This is a genomic window from Alkalibacterium iburiense (assembly GCF_039521845.1).
GTDB classification, from domain to species: Bacteria; Bacillota; Bacilli; order Lactobacillales; family Carnobacteriaceae_A; genus Alkalibacterium; species Alkalibacterium iburiense.
Genome location: NZ_BAAACW010000046.1, coordinates 1 through 14,891 on the forward strand (window position 1 = coordinate 1; position 14,891 = coordinate 14,891).

The 14,891-nt window shown below is 36.8% G+C and carries 13 protein-coding genes; 12 read left to right on the plus strand and 1 reads right to left on the minus strand.

From position 1 onward, the window contains the following. Nucleotides 1-192 precede the first annotated feature (192 nt). Both ABDZ53_RS03890 and ABDZ53_RS03895 read left to right on the plus strand, forming a co-directional pair. Nucleotides 193-1,086, plus strand: coding sequence for an ABC transporter permease (locus ABDZ53_RS03890; protein ID WP_343754182.1), 894 nt, complete (start codon nucleotides 193-195; stop codon nucleotides 1,084-1,086). Nucleotides 1,087-1,102: 16 nt separating this feature from the next. After that, a complete protein-coding gene (locus tag ABDZ53_RS03895) occupies nucleotides 1,103-1,771 on the plus strand; it encodes an ABC transporter ATP-binding protein (RefSeq protein WP_343754184.1) in 669 nt (222 codons plus the stop codon). A gap of 44 nt (nucleotides 1,772-1,815) precedes the next feature. On the opposite strand, the gene ABDZ53_RS03900 is transcribed toward ABDZ53_RS03895, so the two are convergent. Further along, nucleotides 1,816-2,625 (minus strand): Cof-type HAD-IIB family hydrolase, encoded by an 810-nt coding sequence (locus ABDZ53_RS03900; protein ID WP_343754186.1) that lies wholly within the window; start codon nucleotides 2,623-2,625, stop codon nucleotides 1,816-1,818. 176 nt (nucleotides 2,626-2,801) lie between these two features. Here ABDZ53_RS03900 and ABDZ53_RS03905 point away from each other — a divergent pair, with 176 nt between their 5' ends. From ABDZ53_RS03905 to ABDZ53_RS03950, 10 genes are all read left to right on the plus strand, one after another. Next, entirely contained in the window at nucleotides 2,802-3,143 is a 342-nt protein-coding gene (locus tag ABDZ53_RS03905) for a metal-sulfur cluster assembly factor (protein ID WP_343754188.1), read from the plus strand. A 117-nt stretch (nucleotides 3,144-3,260) separates the two neighbouring features. Then, the gene (dnaE, locus tag ABDZ53_RS03910) at nucleotides 3,261-6,578 is read left to right on the plus strand and encodes a DNA polymerase III subunit alpha (protein WP_343754190.1); all 3,318 of its coding nucleotides are present in this window, start codon (nucleotides 3,261-3,263) and stop codon (nucleotides 6,576-6,578) included. A gap of 197 nt (nucleotides 6,579-6,775) precedes the next feature. Continuing rightward, the gene (gene pfkA / locus ABDZ53_RS03915) at nucleotides 6,776-7,738 is read left to right on the plus strand and encodes a 6-phosphofructokinase (protein WP_343754192.1); all 963 of its coding nucleotides are present in this window, start codon (nucleotides 6,776-6,778) and stop codon (nucleotides 7,736-7,738) included. 76 nt (nucleotides 7,739-7,814) lie between these two features. Continuing rightward, nucleotides 7,815-9,572 carry a pyruvate kinase gene (gene pyk / locus ABDZ53_RS03920; RefSeq protein ID WP_343754194.1) on the plus strand — a complete coding sequence of 586 codons (1,758 nt, stop codon included), beginning with the start codon at nucleotides 7,815-7,817 and terminating at the stop codon, nucleotides 9,570-9,572. 138 nt (nucleotides 9,573-9,710) lie between these two features. Beyond that, complete coding sequence (locus ABDZ53_RS03925) at nucleotides 9,711-10,577, plus strand: CvfB family protein (protein ID WP_343754196.1); 867 nt, start codon at nucleotides 9,711-9,713, stop codon at nucleotides 10,575-10,577. Between the two features lie 115 nt (nucleotides 10,578-10,692). Further along, nucleotides 10,693-11,142 (plus strand): ferric iron uptake transcriptional regulator, encoded by a 450-nt coding sequence (gene fur / locus ABDZ53_RS03930; RefSeq protein ID WP_343754198.1) that lies wholly within the window; start codon nucleotides 10,693-10,695, stop codon nucleotides 11,140-11,142. 15 nt (nucleotides 11,143-11,157) lie between these two features. Beyond that, nucleotides 11,158-12,057 (plus strand): site-specific tyrosine recombinase XerD, encoded by a 900-nt coding sequence (xerD, locus tag ABDZ53_RS03935; protein WP_343754200.1) that lies wholly within the window; start codon nucleotides 11,158-11,160, stop codon nucleotides 12,055-12,057. A 95-nt stretch (nucleotides 12,058-12,152) separates the two neighbouring features. Next, nucleotides 12,153-13,322: a phosphopentomutase gene (gene deoB, locus ABDZ53_RS03940; protein WP_343754203.1), complete on the plus strand. Its 1,170-nt coding sequence runs from the start codon at nucleotides 12,153-12,155 to the stop codon at nucleotides 13,320-13,322. A 17-nt stretch (nucleotides 13,323-13,339) separates the two neighbouring features. Beyond that, complete coding sequence (locus ABDZ53_RS03945) at nucleotides 13,340-14,161, plus strand: purine-nucleoside phosphorylase (RefSeq protein ID WP_343754205.1); 822 nt, start codon at nucleotides 13,340-13,342, stop codon at nucleotides 14,159-14,161. A gap of 182 nt (nucleotides 14,162-14,343) precedes the next feature. Continuing rightward, on the plus strand, nucleotides 14,344-14,891 hold a 548-nt coding region (locus tag ABDZ53_RS03950), incomplete at its 3' end, for a diaminopimelate decarboxylase family protein (RefSeq protein ID WP_425541672.1).

A 14,891-nucleotide genomic window follows, 5' to 3' on the forward strand; every position in this document is an offset into this window, starting at 1 on the left:
CTCTTCGGACATCTCTCAGTATAGAGGTGTCCATTTTATATTTGTAGGTGCTCAGCTATTCATCGCTTACTTTAGTCCTTTCTTTTCTTAACTGGTTTAGCCTATGGCCTAGCAGAGGAAAACAGGACAAGTATAGATAAATGGGAAGCAGACGGTATCATCCTATCTGACGAATCTAATTTGAATATCAATATGTCTATGTTTCCTAAGGAGTACCAAGATGATGTTGAATCGAATGAAACAGCTATTCTTGGATTGACTTCCAATCGTGTTTCTCTTGAAGGGGAAAATGATGAAGATCAAAAGGTCAATGTCACTTTCTTTGGAATTGATGAAGAAGAATTTATTATGCCCAAAGTCATTGAAGGGGATGCTTTTTCAGATTCGAATGAAGTCATTGCAGATATTAGTCTAAAAGAGGAAGAAGAGTTTGAAATCGGTGATGAAATTGATGTTGCCGGTGTAGACTCTACTGTCACTATAACCGGCTTCACTGAAGATTCAAAATTCAATGTAGCTCCTGTCCTTTACTCTAATCATGAAACCTATCAAACGATACGTGCCAGTGGGTTTGGAGAAAGAGAAGATAATATTATCAGTGCTATTGTTGTGAGAGATGATGGAGAAAATACAGGTTCTGTCGAAATTAATAATGATGATTTAGAGAAATATTCGATAGATGAATTCATATTAGAACTACCAGGTTATAGAGCGCAATTATTAACCTTTGGTTTAATGATTGGTTTTTTAGTATTAATAGCCGCCATGATAATTGGGATATTTATATACGTTTTAACTATCCAAAAATCATCTATGTTCGGGGTTATGAAAGCACAAGGCATTTCTTCTAAGTATATTTCTAAATCGGTTGTTGGACAAACTTTCATTTTAACAGCCTTTGGAGTAGGAATAGGCTTAGCATTCACTGTAGCTACTGGCTTCTTATTACCACCAGGAGTTCCGTATCAGGATAATATTTTATTTTTAGCAGGAATTACATTGTTACTCATATTATTTGCTGTAATAGGTGCGTTCTTTTCTGTAAGAGCTGTAGTAAAAATTGATCCATTAGAGGCAATTGATTAGGGGGGGACTATTGAACATGACTTTGATTGAATTAAAAGAAGTATCTAAAACGTTTGGTGAAGGTAATAGAGAAGTAACAGCTCTACAGAAAACCAATTTTTCTGTAGAAGAAGGGGAATTTGCAGCTATTATTGGTCCTAGTGGTTCGGGTAAAAGTACACTTTTGACAATAATTGGTGGATTACAGACTCCTTCAGAAGGGAAAGTTCTCATAAACGATCAGAAATTTAGTGAATTAGAGGAAAAAGAAAGAGCGGAAATGCGATTTAAAGAAATTGGGTTCATTCTACAAGCCTCAAACTTAATTCCTTTCCTCACTGTAAAAGATCAGTTAAAACTGGTTAATAAAATTGAAAGAAGCAAGCAAGATGATGATTATGTGAAATCTTTATTAGGAGATTTGAAAATTGAAGAACTAAAGGATAAGTACCCTGGAGATTTATCGGGTGGAGAAAAACAGCGTGCCGCTATTGCGCGGGCTCTTTATCATAACCCCTCTGTTATTCTAGCCGACGAACCGACGGCTAGTCTAGACTCTGAAAGAGCTTTTGAAGTAGTCGAAATTTTAGCTGATGAGACTAAGAACAAGAAGAAGGCTACCATCATGGTGACTCACGATGAACGTTTAACTAAATATTGTGATAGTGTTTATGTTATGGAAGATGGCGTATTGAATAAAAAATAAAGCGAAAAACGACCAGCTATAGAAACTGGTCGTTTTTGTATGCCTTAAGAAAAATAACTCTGGAGATATTCCGCTAAACCATTCTCATGATTGGTTTTAGTGGTAATATCATCCGCAATTGCTTTAAGACGATCAATCCCATTGGACATGACAACTCCATGCCCGGCATATTGAATCATTTCATAATCATTTTCTTGATCCCCAAATGCAAGAATATCTTTTCTTTCAATGCCATAATAATCAGCAATTCTTTCTACTCCCATAGCTTTCTGAACACCAGCAGCTACGACTTCGAGACAAGGGGTGGTGCCTCCCCACATTCTAACCTCTACAGTGTCGTGATATAAATCAATTATCTTCTGTTCTATATAGGGCTGTGCTTCTTGCGTCGCTGTAAATATTCCAACAGATGTGGGATCCTCAGTTAAAAACTCATCAGACAATTTTTTACTTATTTCAATTCCTTCAGGAAAGAAATCTGGATAAGGTACAAAATCACCTTCGATATAAATATGCTCTCTAGATTCTGCCGCAATTAACTGAATCTCAGGATCTGTTTTTAAAGACAGCATGGATAACGCTAAATCTTTACTCAACGATTTATGATAAGCATGAGACCAATCCCTATCAAGGGGGTTATGGCACCAAGCACCGTTAAAGTTTACAATGGGTGTATCCAAGTTCAATTCCTTGTGATAATAATAGCTATTTCTATAAGGTCTTCCTGTTACAATAGAAACAATATGTCCTTGTTTTCTTAAATCCGTCAAGACCGCATAAGTTTCGTCGGTTATTTTCGATTCATTATTTAGTGTAGTTCCATCTAAATCTATTGCTATTAGTTTTCTTTTCATCAATCATGTCCCCCATCCTTAATCTCCTTTTCTAAGTATATCAAAGCTGACGGTAAAAGTATATTTAGTTTCGCATATTAAAACTGAAACAAAATAGACACGAATTAAATAGATAATTAATTAAATATTGAGCAATTGTGTGTTAAAATGAATAGGAGTAAGGGAGGGATTTTTTTATGAGCGAAGAAACAATTGTATGGACAGAAGAAGAAATTGAAGATATAAAAAATAGAATTATGCAGGCAATGGAAACAGTCATTGACCCGGAATTAGGTATTGATATTGTCAATTTAGGACTGGTTTATGAAGTGAACGTTTTTAGTGGCGGATATTGCGAAATGAAAATAACATTGACGACTATGGGGTGTCCTCTAGCCGATGTCATTACTGAAGATATTCTTAACGCTATGAAATCAGTGCCCGAAGTGTCTGAAACAGATGTGAAGTTAGTGTGGTATCCAGCGTGGGATACGTCACGCATGAGTAGATATGCTCGTATTGCATTAGGTATTAGATAAAATAAAGCTCTCGATAAAGTGTGGGAATACCCTTTCCAAAGCACCTTATCGAGAGTTTTTAAGTATACATATTAAATGGTATAATAGAAGTCTATAAAGTGAGTCGAGGTGAGTGAAATGGATTTTGTACCTTTACAAGTCATGAGTTCCTATACGTTATTGAATAGTACAGTTACAATACCTTCTTTAGTTAAAAAATCAAAAGACTACGGGTATCCAGCAATAGCTTTGACAGATAAAAATGTCATGCATGGAGCAGTAGAATTTTATAAAGAGGCAAAAAAACAGGGAATGAAGCCTATCATTGGTTTAACACTGGATGTTTTTCTTAACGAGTCCACAGAAGAAAACATGACTCTTATACTACTTGCTAAAAACAATAAAGGGTACCAGCAGCTTTTAGACATATCTACGGATATTATGCTTCACTCTAAAAAGTTTATGGTGCATGAACTAGCCAATTCAACAAAAGATATGGTAACGATTATCTCTTCAGAAAATAGAATGGATAGTAATGAGGAAGCTTGGGATGCTTTTTTACAAGTCTTAAGTCAAGACTATGAATTGGTTTATTTGGGAGTGGATGCATCGGACTCTTCGGAGGAAATGTTAGCTTACATGTCAGAACTCTCAAAATTGTATGGCTTACCCCTAGTAGCAAATGAACCTGTTTATTCATTAAGTCAAGATGAATCTCGGTCCTTGAAAGTATTACATGCAATCAAAGAACAAGAAACAGTTACTTTTGAAGAGTTGGATAGCAGTAAGAACAAATTTTACTTAAGGGGAAAAAAAGCACTTCTTCAAACTTATCAGACTGATCAGTTATCTGAGGCGATAGAAAATACTATACTCATTGCGGACCAAATAAATATAGAGTTTAACTGGAAGACAGTCCTTCCAAATTACACTACTCCTAAAAACATACCGTCTGAAGACTATTTAATTCATCTTTCTAAGAAACAACTGAAGGAGAAAGTTCCTCACTACACAGAAGATTATATTCAACGTCTGGAGAAAGAACTCTCTATAATTAATAAGATGGGTTTTGCAGATTATTTTTTAATTGTATGGGATTTAATGCGATTTGCTCATAAACAGAATATTGTAACAGGCTCAGGTCGAGGTTCAGCCGCTGGTTCGTTGGTTTCATATGTATTAAATATTACTGATGTTGATCCGATAGAATATGATTTACTATTTGATCGATTCTTAAATGAGGAGCGGTATTCTTTACCAGATATCGATTTAGATTTTCCTGATAATAAGCGAGATTTGATATTAAATTACGTTCTCAATAAATATGGCAAAGAGCATGTCGCTCAAATAGCTACCTTTGGGACTTTTGCGGCAAAAATGGCGATAAGAGATACGGGAAGAGTCTTAGGACTAGACAGTCAGGCATTAAAGAAGTGGTCTAATGCTATTCCGAATCAATTAGGTATGACTTTAAAAAAAGCCTATAAAGAATCTAAAGCACTGAAAGAGCTGATTGAAGAAAGTGAATTCAATAAAACTTTATTTAAAATCGCTTATAATTTAGAAGGTCTTCCAAGGCATGTTTCTACTCATGCGGCGGGTGTGGTTATATCTAAGGACCCACTGATATATTCAACGGCGCTTCAAGAGGGAAGCAGTAATCTTCCCCTCACTCAATTTACAATGAACGATATTGAGACTGTTGGACTATTAAAGATGGATTTTTTAGGATTAAAGAATTTAACTATACTAGCTGACTGTATTTCAAATACGCCAGAAATGACGGGAACCATTAAAGAAAAGCTAGACTCGATTTCTTTAAGTGACCAAGAAACGTTAAAGCTATTTGAGGAAGGAGATACAAATGGTATCTTTCAGTTTGAATCGAGTGGCATACAGAATGTATTAAGAAAATTAGGGGCTTCTTCATTTGAGGATATAGTGGCTGTTAATGCTCTTTATCGTCCGGGCCCAATGGAACAGATTGATCGGTTCATTGCTAGAAAAAAAGGGAAGGAACCGATTCAATATCTCCATCCTGATTTGAAAGAAATAACAGAAGTAACCAATGGAGTCATGATATACCAAGAGCAAGTGATGAAAGTGGCTTCTAAGATTGCAGGGTATTCTTTAGCAGAAGCCGACATTTTACGTCGAGCGATATCGAAAAAGATTAAAGAAGAAATAGATGCCGGGCGCAAACAGTTTGTTGCAGGGGCCAAGGAGCGTGGCTACACTAGAGAAACAGCGACTGACATTTACAATCATATAGAGAGGTTTGCTAATTATGGCTTTAATCGTTCTCATGCGGTATCTTACTCAAAACTGGCTTTCCAATTAGCATATTTCAAGGCTCACTACCCTGCTGCTTTTTATGTTTCTCTTATGAAAGCTACAGCAAATAACAAAGAAAAGTTAAAAACCTATATGCTCGAAGTTCGAAATCGTCAGATAAAGGTTTTACCTCCGGACATCAATAGAAGTGAAGCGGACTTTACAGTTAGAAATCAAGAAATTAACTTTGGATTGAATGTAGTCAAGGGATTACGAAAAGATTTTATACAAAGCATTTTATATGAAAGAAAAAGAAACGGACCGTATAAAGATTTACTCACTTTCATTAATCGAATCGATGAGCGTTGGCGCAAAGAACAAACTATTTTACCTCTTATACATGCTGGCTGCTTTGATCAGTTAGCTGAGAATAGAAACACTTTAATTCATTCGCTTGAACCGATGATTGATAGTGTTACAATGAGTAAAGGGAATATCGAACTGTTTGAGTCTTTAGCTCCAAGGTATGATAGAAAAGATGAGTTAAGTTTAGAAGAAAAGCTCGATCAAGAGATGGAAGCAACAGGTTTTTATTTTTCTGGCCATCCTACTGAACAATTTCAAAGGGAGAAAGAAAAACTCAAAGGAACATTCCTTCTTGAGGCAGTGGAAGGGCAATATAAAACACATATTGTGTTAGTTAATGCCATAAAAAGGATTCAAACAAAACGTGGAGAACCGATGGCTTTCGTAGACATTTCGGATTCAACCGGAGAAGCGACCTGTATTCTATTCCCCGCTGATTATAGAAAATATGGAAGACTCATCCAAAAAGATGCTGTAATCGTACTTGAAGGAAAATCAGAGTGGAAGAAGGGGCAGTTAAACATTCTCACCTCCAAAATACAGGATATTTCACAAATAAAATGGTCTGAAGAAGCGGATAGTAAAAAGAGTGAAAGGTTATTTCTCAGATTTAACAACCTAGCAGAACAAAAAGATCTGTTTGAACAGGTGTTAACTGTGTTGCAGAAAAACAAAGGAGCGACCCCTGTCATCGTTTACGACCAAACATCAAAGAGAAAAGAAAAATTAAAACAACATTACAATGTGTCGCCTAATCAATCATGCATTCAAACGTTAAATGAACTATTGGAAAAGCCAAATGTCATTCTACAATAATCATTAAAATGGGATTTCATTCGATTTTATGAGACAATTCAAGTGAAAAGTGATAAGATAAGAAATGGGTGAAAATTTAAATGATGATTTAAAGTAAAATATCTAGAGTGTCAGTCATTTATCTTTAGGTGTTTTACATATCTTTACGCTATGTGTAAAGAAATTTTAGAATAAATGCATTAGAAGGTGGATTTTAGATGAAAAGAATTGGTGTTCTAACAAGTGGAGGAGACGCTCCCGGAATGAATGCTGCTATTCGTGCGGTTGTAAGAAAATCACTACACGAAGGTATGGAAGTTTATGGTATTAACTATGGATTTGCCGGATTAGTCGCTGGAGATATTAGAAAATTATCTCGCAGAGATGTAGGGGATATGATTCAAAGAGGTGGAACCTTTTTATATTCGGCTCGTTATCCTCAGTTTGCGACTGAAGAAGGGCAATTAAAGGCAATCGAACAAATGAAGCGGTTCGGAATTGAAGGACTTGTAGTTATTGGTGGAGATGGTTCTTATAGAGGAGCTTACGCTCTAACGAAGCATGGCTTCCCATGTGTCGGTTTACCGGGTACTATTGATAATGATATTCCTGGAACGGATTATACAATCGGCTTCGATACGGCTATTAACACCGTCCTAGAAGCGCTTGATAGAATAAGAGATACAGCTACATCCCATGTTCGAACGTTTGTTATTGAAGTAATGGGAAGAGACGCTGGAGATATTGCCTTATGGACAGGCGTAGCGAGTGGAGCAGAGCAAATTATCATTCCTGAAAAAGGGTTTGATATCACTCAAGTAGCTGAGAACATTCGTGAAGGCCGTGAAAAGGGTAAAAAGCATACAATCATAGTTTTAGCAGAAGGTGTGATGAATGGACACGAATTTGCAGAAAAACTAGACGCTATTGATAACTTTCATGTACGCGTGTCAACACTCGGTCATGTACAACGTGGAGGCTCACCTACTGCACGAGATAGAGTTCTTGCTTCGCAATTTGGAGCTAAGGCAGTTGACTTATTAAAACAAGGCAAAGGCGGTCTCTGTCTAGGGATTGTGAAAGAAGAAATCATTGCGCATGATATTATAGACACGTTAGATAATATGAAACACACTCCAAATCTCGACTTGTATACATTAAACGAAGAGATTTCTAATTAATCTGTTAGCTTTTAGCTAAACAGAAAGACTACCTTTAAATCATCATATTAAAAAATTGTAATGGGAGAGTAATAAAATGAAGAAAACAAAAATAGTTTGTACCATTGGTCCAGCAAGTGAAACAGTAGAAACGCTAGTTAAGCTGATTAATGCTGGAATGAACGTTGCACGTTTAAACTTTTCACATGGTGATCACGAAGAACACCTAAACCGTATCAATAATATACGTGAAGCTTCTAAACAAACAGGTAAAATGGTTGGTATCATGTTGGATACTAAAGGACCTGAAATTAGAACACACACGATGGTGGATGGTGCGATTACCATCACTAAAGGAGATACCGTTAGAGTATCAATGACTGAAGTTGAAGGAACAAAAGAACGTTTCTCAGTTACTTACAGTGATTTAATCAATGACGTGACACCTGGATCAAACATCTTATTAGATGACGGATTAATCAACTTAGAAGTGACAGACCTTGATCATGAAAATAATGACATTGTCACAGTTGCTCTTAATACCGGAGTATTGAAAAATAAAAAAGGTGTAAATGTACCTGGTGTTGCTGTTAACTTACCGGGCTTAACTGATAAAGACAGATCTGACATTCAGTTTGGTTTAGATAATAATGTGGATTACATTGCAGCATCTTTTGTTAGACGTCCTTCAGATGTTTTAGAAATTACTGAAATGTTAGAATCACAAAATAAAATGCATGTACAAATTATACCGAAAATCGAAAACCAAGAAGGTGTCGATAACTTAGAAGAAATCATTGCTATTTCTGACGGTATCATGGTTGCACGTGGTGACCTTGGAGTTGAAATCCCAACGGAAGATGTTCCAATTGTTCAAAAACGTATGATTCGTTTATGTAATAATGCTGGAAAACCAGTTATTACTGCCACTCAAATGTTGGATTCTATGCAAGTTAACCCTCGTCCAACAAGAGCTGAAGCATCAGACGTAGCCAATGCTATTTTTGACGGTTCAGATGCTATCATGTTATCTGGAGAAACAGCGGCTGGAGACTATCCTGTTGAAGCAGTACAAACAATGTATAACATTGCTATTCGTACAGAAGCTTCATTAGTTAACCAAGATGCTTTTTCATTGAAAGCTTATGACCAAAACGACATGACTGAAGCAATCGGACAAGCCGTTGGACATACAGCTAAAAACTTAAACATTAACACAATCGTTGCGGCTACTGAGTCAGGACATACAGCTCGTATGATCTCTAAATTCAGACCTAAAGCAGACATTTTAGCTGTTACTTTCTCTGAAGAAACGGCTAGAGGATTAGCTTTACAGTGGGGCGTACAACCAACTGTTTCTGAAAAACCGACATCTACTGATGACATGTTCAACTTAGCTACACAAACAACTGTTGAACAAGGATACGCTAAAGAAGGTGATTTAATCCTTATTACAGCCGGTGTTCCTGTAGGAGAAAGAGGAACAACTAATGTCATGAAGATTCAATTAATTGGATCAAAGTTGACTAGCGGGCAAGGAGTAGGGTCTGAGTCTGTTATTGGAAAAGCTGTAGTAGCTGGATCTGCTGAAGAAGCATTAGAAAATGCTGTCGAAGGTGGAATCTTAGTTGTGAAGAACACAGACAAAGATTACTTGCCTGCGATTGAAAAATCTGCAGCTATCGTTGTTGAGCAAGGTGGATTAACTTCTCACGCTGCTGTTATCGGTATTGCAATGGGTATTCCAGTTATTGTATCTGCTGAAAATGCAACTGAATTAATTGAGCAAGATGAATTAATTACTGTAGATGCTAGACGTGGAATCATTTACCGTGGTGCAACAACAGCAATTTAATGAACTTTAACACTAAAAGATAGATAAACATGAGATGAGATAATGAGAATTAGGATTCGAGTATATCAGGGTTTCTTTCAAACGCCTTCGAAACTAATCCTGCATTATCTCATCTTTTTTTATGAAAGGAGAAAACGAATGAATAAAGATTTAGCAACAGAAATAACGGCAATGGTAACAGATAAGAATGACAAACAAGTATTTGTTCAAAAAAATGGCATCACTTACAAAGTACTTTCAGATGAAGAGGTGTCCATTGGGGATACTTTGACAGGGTTTGCTTATATGAACAAACAAGATCAACATGTCTTTAGTACATCCATTCCTGAAATTAAGCAAGGCACCTATGGTTGGGGAACAGTTGTAAAAACAAGCCACAATCTTGGAGTATTCGTTGATGTTGGGTGGGAAGATAAAGACGTCGTGGTTTCAATGGATGAATTGCCTACTGAAAAACGTTTATGGCCCAAAGAAGGGAATCAATTGTACGTTACGATATCCGTTGATGAAAAAGACCGTATATGGGGACACTTGGCAGATGAAGAGCAATTCCTGGAAGACTATCAATTAGGTACAAAAGACATGCATAATAATGATGTGTCAGGTATTACTTTCTCCCTTAAGAAAAGTGGAACGTATGCCATAACAGAAGATAAGTATATTCTCTTTATTCATCCAAGTGAACGGGAAGAAGAGCCTAAGTTGGGTCAAAAAGTAGAAGGCCGTATCATTGGACTAAGAGAAGATGGCGTCTTATATACCTCTTTAAAACCAAGAGCTCATGAAGTGATGGAAGAAGATGCGATGATGCTTTTAGAAGTATTGAAACGAGCCGAAAACCATGTCATTCCTTTTCATAATAAAACGGACCCCGATCTCATAAAAACACAATTTGGCATCAGTAAAGGTCAATTTAAACGGGCTGTTGGAAGGTTGATGAAAAGAGGCTTAGTTGAACAGGATGAGCAAGGAACTAAATTGGTCAGATTCCCTGATGACGAGTAGAAATATGGTTGTGTCTTTGAGTAGATTATTTTATAATTATTACAATGAACGTATATTTCTGCTCATATAAATAATATATAGACTCATCTACTCATCAAATTTAAGGGAGTTCGGTATGAATAATTTAGACTCTTCATTTAAACTCATCAAAAAGAAATTGCACGAAGCTGGCTTAAAATTAACTCCGCAGAGAGAGTTGACTGTAGAAGTTCTTTTAGAAAAAGAAAAGGATCACTTAAGTGCAGAAGAAATTTACATGCTAGTAAAATCTAAAAATACGGGAATCGGGTTAGCGACTGTCTATCGGACATTAGAAATTTTGACAGATTTAGAAATAATAAATAAACTGACTTTTCAGGATGGCATAGCCAGGTATGATTTAAATCTGAATGATGAAAAACACCAGCATCATCATTTACTATGCTTGAAATGTGGGAAGATTGAAGAAGTGAAAAATGATATGTTGCTGGAAATTGAAATTGAAATTGAAAAGGAATATCAATTTACGGTCAAAGATCATAGACTGACCTTTCATGGTATTTGCAGAAACTGTTCAGCTAATTAAAGTGAGGAAATGTGGATGTTAGATAGAACACCGATTGAAGATTACATTGTCTTTTTAAAAGTTGAAAAAGGACTAGCCGAAAACACAGTCGAAAGTTACAAAAGAGATATAGAACACTACCTGACCTTTCTAAAAAAGAATAATATTGATGATTGGAAGAAGATTGATCGTTATCTTCTTCTAAATTATTTTAGTGCAGAAAAAGAAGCCAATAAGGCTGATAACACTATTATCCGCATGTTTTCAAGTATTAGAAAATTTCACCAGTTTTTAAAGCAAGAAAATTATACAAGTGAAGATCCTATGCTTTACGTTAAAACACCCAAAAAAGCTGAGATTTTGCCTAAGATTGTTTCCATGGACCAAATCGATCAGTTAATTCAAACACCAGATACCTCAAAAGTACTGGGAGTGAGAGATCGAACCATCTTAGAAGTGTTATACGCCACAGGGTTAAGAATTACTGAATTAATTGATTTAACAGTAGATGATGTCCATCTCTCTATGCAGTTAATTCAAGTAGTAGGCAAAGGGAATAAAGAGCGTCTTATTCCTATTGGAGAAATAGGAACGAAGTGGCTGGATTATTATTTAACGACTGCCAGACCTGAACTTCTTAAAAAAGCGTCAAAAGAAAGCTCTGCTATCTTTTTAAATACCAGAGGAAAGCCGTTATCCAGACAGGGAATTTGGAAAAAAATTAAACAGATTGCTAGAGAAGCTGGATTAAGTGACACAATTACCCCTCATACCTTAAGGCATTCTTTTGCAACACATCTACTTGAAAACGGGGCGGATTTACGCGTCGTTCAAGAGTTATTGGGTCATTCAAATGTCTCGACGACTCAAATCTATACCCATATCACGAAGCACCGTCTCAAGGATGTGTACTCTCTTTATCATCCGAGAGCCTAGACAGAGTGCCAGTCACTTCATTCAGAGACTATTCTTGCAATTAAGCGTTCTCTGAATTATTCTGAAAGCATGACAATACAGTAGGAGGAAATTTTATGACATTTGATAGAATACATCTCGTAGTACTAGATTCAGTAGGGATTGGAGAAGCACCCGATGCCAAAGAATTTGGAGACGAAGGTTCAAACACACTAGGCCATATCGCTGAAGAAGCAGGATTGACGCTTCCACATATGCAGGCTTTAGGATTAGGAAATATAGCTCCCTTGGAAGGAATAGATCCTGTTGATCAAAGTAAGGGCTACTATACTAAATTAGAAGAAAAATCAGTAGGAAAAGACACCATGACTGGGCATTGGGAAATTATGGGACTACATGTCGACACGCCTTTTAGAGTATTTCCAGACGGGTTTCCAGATGAGCTTATTCAACAAATTGAAGAACACACTGGACGAAAAATTGTTGGGAACAAACCAGCATCCGGAACAGCCATCATAGATGAATATGGTGCCCATCAAATGGAAACTGGCGACTTGATTGTTTATACATCAGCTGATCCCGTTTTACAAATTGCGGCACACGAAGACATTATTCCTCTTGAAGAACTGTATGAGATTTGTGAATACGTAAGAGAAATCACTAAAGAAGACCCTTATATGATTGGTCGAATCATAGCTCGTCCATATGTAGGAGAACCTGGTAATTTTACGCGTACAAGTAATCGACATGACTATGCTTTAAGTCCTTTTGGAAAAACAGTTTTAGATTATTTGAAAGAAGGCGGAAAAGATGTCGTCGCTGTAGGGAAAATAGATGATATCTTTAATAGTAAAGGCATTACAGATACGGTTCGTACTCAATCCAACATGGATGGAGTGGACAAGCTGTTAGAAGTCATGAAAAAAGAATTCAATGGACTGAGTTTCACTAACTTGGTTGACTTTGATGCTTTATATGGTCATAGACGTGATGTGGAAGGCTATAAAAAAGCTTTAGAAGAGTTCGATGCACGTTTGCCTGAAATTTACGAGGCACTAGAAGAAAATGATTTATTGATTTTAACAGCTGACCATGGAAACGATCCGACTCATCATGGAACCGATCATACAAGAGAATATGTTCCGCTACTGGTGTATTCTCATAAGTTAAAAGAAATGCAGGCTCTCCCACAAGGAATGTTCGCGGATATCAGTGCAACAATTGCGGAGAACTTTAATGTTGAGAGCACTGGATTTGGAAAAAGTTTCTTAGATAAATTGAAGTAAAAAAGGAGAAGAGAGAATTGACACAATCATATAATGAGGCCATTAGTAAAGCAGCAGATTATTTAAAAAATAATGGGATGGATCAGCCAGAGATTGGTTTAATTTTAGGTTCTGGCTTAGGAGAATTAGCAAACGAAGCCACAGACGCTGTAGCTATTCCATATGAAGATATTCCAGAATTCCCGGTCTCTACTGTTGAAGGTCACGCGGGCCAACTGGTTTATGGAAGCTTAGGTGGAAAAAAAGTCTTAGCCATGCAAGGGCGTTTCCACTTTTATGAAGGGTATTCTTTGAAAGAAGTCACTTTCCCTGTACGCGTAATGAAAGCAATGGGTGTGACCTCTCTTGTTGTGACTAATGCAGCAGGTGGCGTCAATGAGTCCTTTACACCAGGAGATCTTATGATTATTACTGATCATATTAACTTAACTGGAGCCAATCCTTTACTAGGTCCTAATGATAATGCACAAGGGCCTCGGTTTACTGACATGAGTCAAGCTTACGATAAAGCGTATCAAACTTTAATTGAAGAAGCGGCACAGGAACAAGACATTGCTATTAAAAAAGGAGTATACATGGGGCTGACAGGTCCAACGTATGAAACACCAGCAGAAGTCAGAATGGTACGTACTTTAGGTGGCGATGCAGTGGGGATGTCGACTGTGCCAGAAGTTATTGTCGCCCGTCATGCGGGACTTCGAGTAGCAGGAATATCTTGCATCACTAACTACGCCGCTGGTATGCAGGAGTCACTGAATCATGATGAGGTTGTTGAAGTAACGACACGAGTCAGAGAGTCATTCAAATCTTTAGTTAAATCAGTCATTTCCAAAATGTAAAGAAAGGAATGAGCGAAAGAAATTGTCTTTCGCTCATTTTTGTCATTAATAAACGCCTGTTAGAAGCAAGAGATTATGACTGGTGTTTGATTTTTATGCCATTAATCTGTATGATATTCTTGAATGATTTTTCTAAGGCATGCGCATTTTATGTCAAATTTTTAATAGAGAAGTGGGACTATATGAATACTTTATACAACGAACGTTTAATCAAAGGAATGAATGTAAACGAAAGCAACCATTTAGAAATAGGAAAAGTGGACACCACAAAATTAGTTGAAAAATATGGAACACCTTTATACGTGTATGATATTGGTCTGATTAAAGACAACATTCAAGCTTTTAAAAAAGCCTTTGAATCATATGAAAATAAAACGCAAGTCGCTTATGCAAGTAAAGCCTTTTCTTCTCTGGCTCTGTATCAACTATTAGCAAAAGAAGATGTATCATTAGATGTGGTTTCAGGAGGCGAACTTTACTTGGCTATACAAGCGGGCTTCCCTTCAGAAAGAATTCATTTCCACGGAAATAACAAATCGTATCAAGAATTAAAAGAAGCCTTAAACTATAAAATCGGATGTATCGTAGTAGATAACTTTAGAGAAATTGAGATGCTAAAAGAACTGACGGCATCCATGAACCAGACAGTGGATGTATTGGTTAGAGTGACACCTGGTATAGAAGCTCATACTCATGAATACATTACTACTGGGCAGGAAGATTCGAAGTT

Excerpts from the sequence above, each read along its gene's own strand:
- pfkA (WP_343754192.1), top strand. The coding sequence starts at position 6,776 with ATGAAAAGAATTGGTGTTCTAACAAGTGGAGGAGACGCTCCCGGAATG.
- ABDZ53_RS03925 (WP_343754196.1), top strand. The coding sequence starts at position 9,711 with ATGAATAAAGATTTAGCAACAGAAATAACGGCAATGGTAACAGATAAG.
- pyk (WP_343754194.1), top strand. The coding sequence starts at position 7,815 with ATGAAGAAAACAAAAATAGTTTGTACCATTGGTCCAGCAAGTGAAACA.
- ABDZ53_RS03900 (WP_343754186.1), bottom strand. The coding sequence starts at position 2,625 with ATGAAAAGAAAACTAATAGCAATAGATTTAGATGGAACTACACTAAAT.
- deoB (WP_343754203.1), top strand. The coding sequence starts at position 12,153 with ATGACATTTGATAGAATACATCTCGTAGTACTAGATTCAGTAGGGATT.
- ABDZ53_RS03895 (WP_343754184.1), top strand. The coding sequence starts at position 1,103 with ATGACTTTGATTGAATTAAAAGAAGTATCTAAAACGTTTGGTGAAGGT.
- ABDZ53_RS03905 (WP_343754188.1), top strand. The coding sequence starts at position 2,802 with ATGAGCGAAGAAACAATTGTATGGACAGAAGAAGAAATTGAAGATATA.
- ABDZ53_RS03890 (WP_343754182.1), top strand. The coding sequence starts at position 193 with ATGTCTATGTTTCCTAAGGAGTACCAAGATGATGTTGAATCGAATGAA.
- xerD (WP_343754200.1), top strand. The coding sequence starts at position 11,158 with ATGTTAGATAGAACACCGATTGAAGATTACATTGTCTTTTTAAAAGTT.
- dnaE (WP_343754190.1), top strand. The coding sequence starts at position 3,261 with ATGGATTTTGTACCTTTACAAGTCATGAGTTCCTATACGTTATTGAAT.
- fur (WP_343754198.1), top strand. The coding sequence starts at position 10,693 with ATGAATAATTTAGACTCTTCATTTAAACTCATCAAAAAGAAATTGCAC.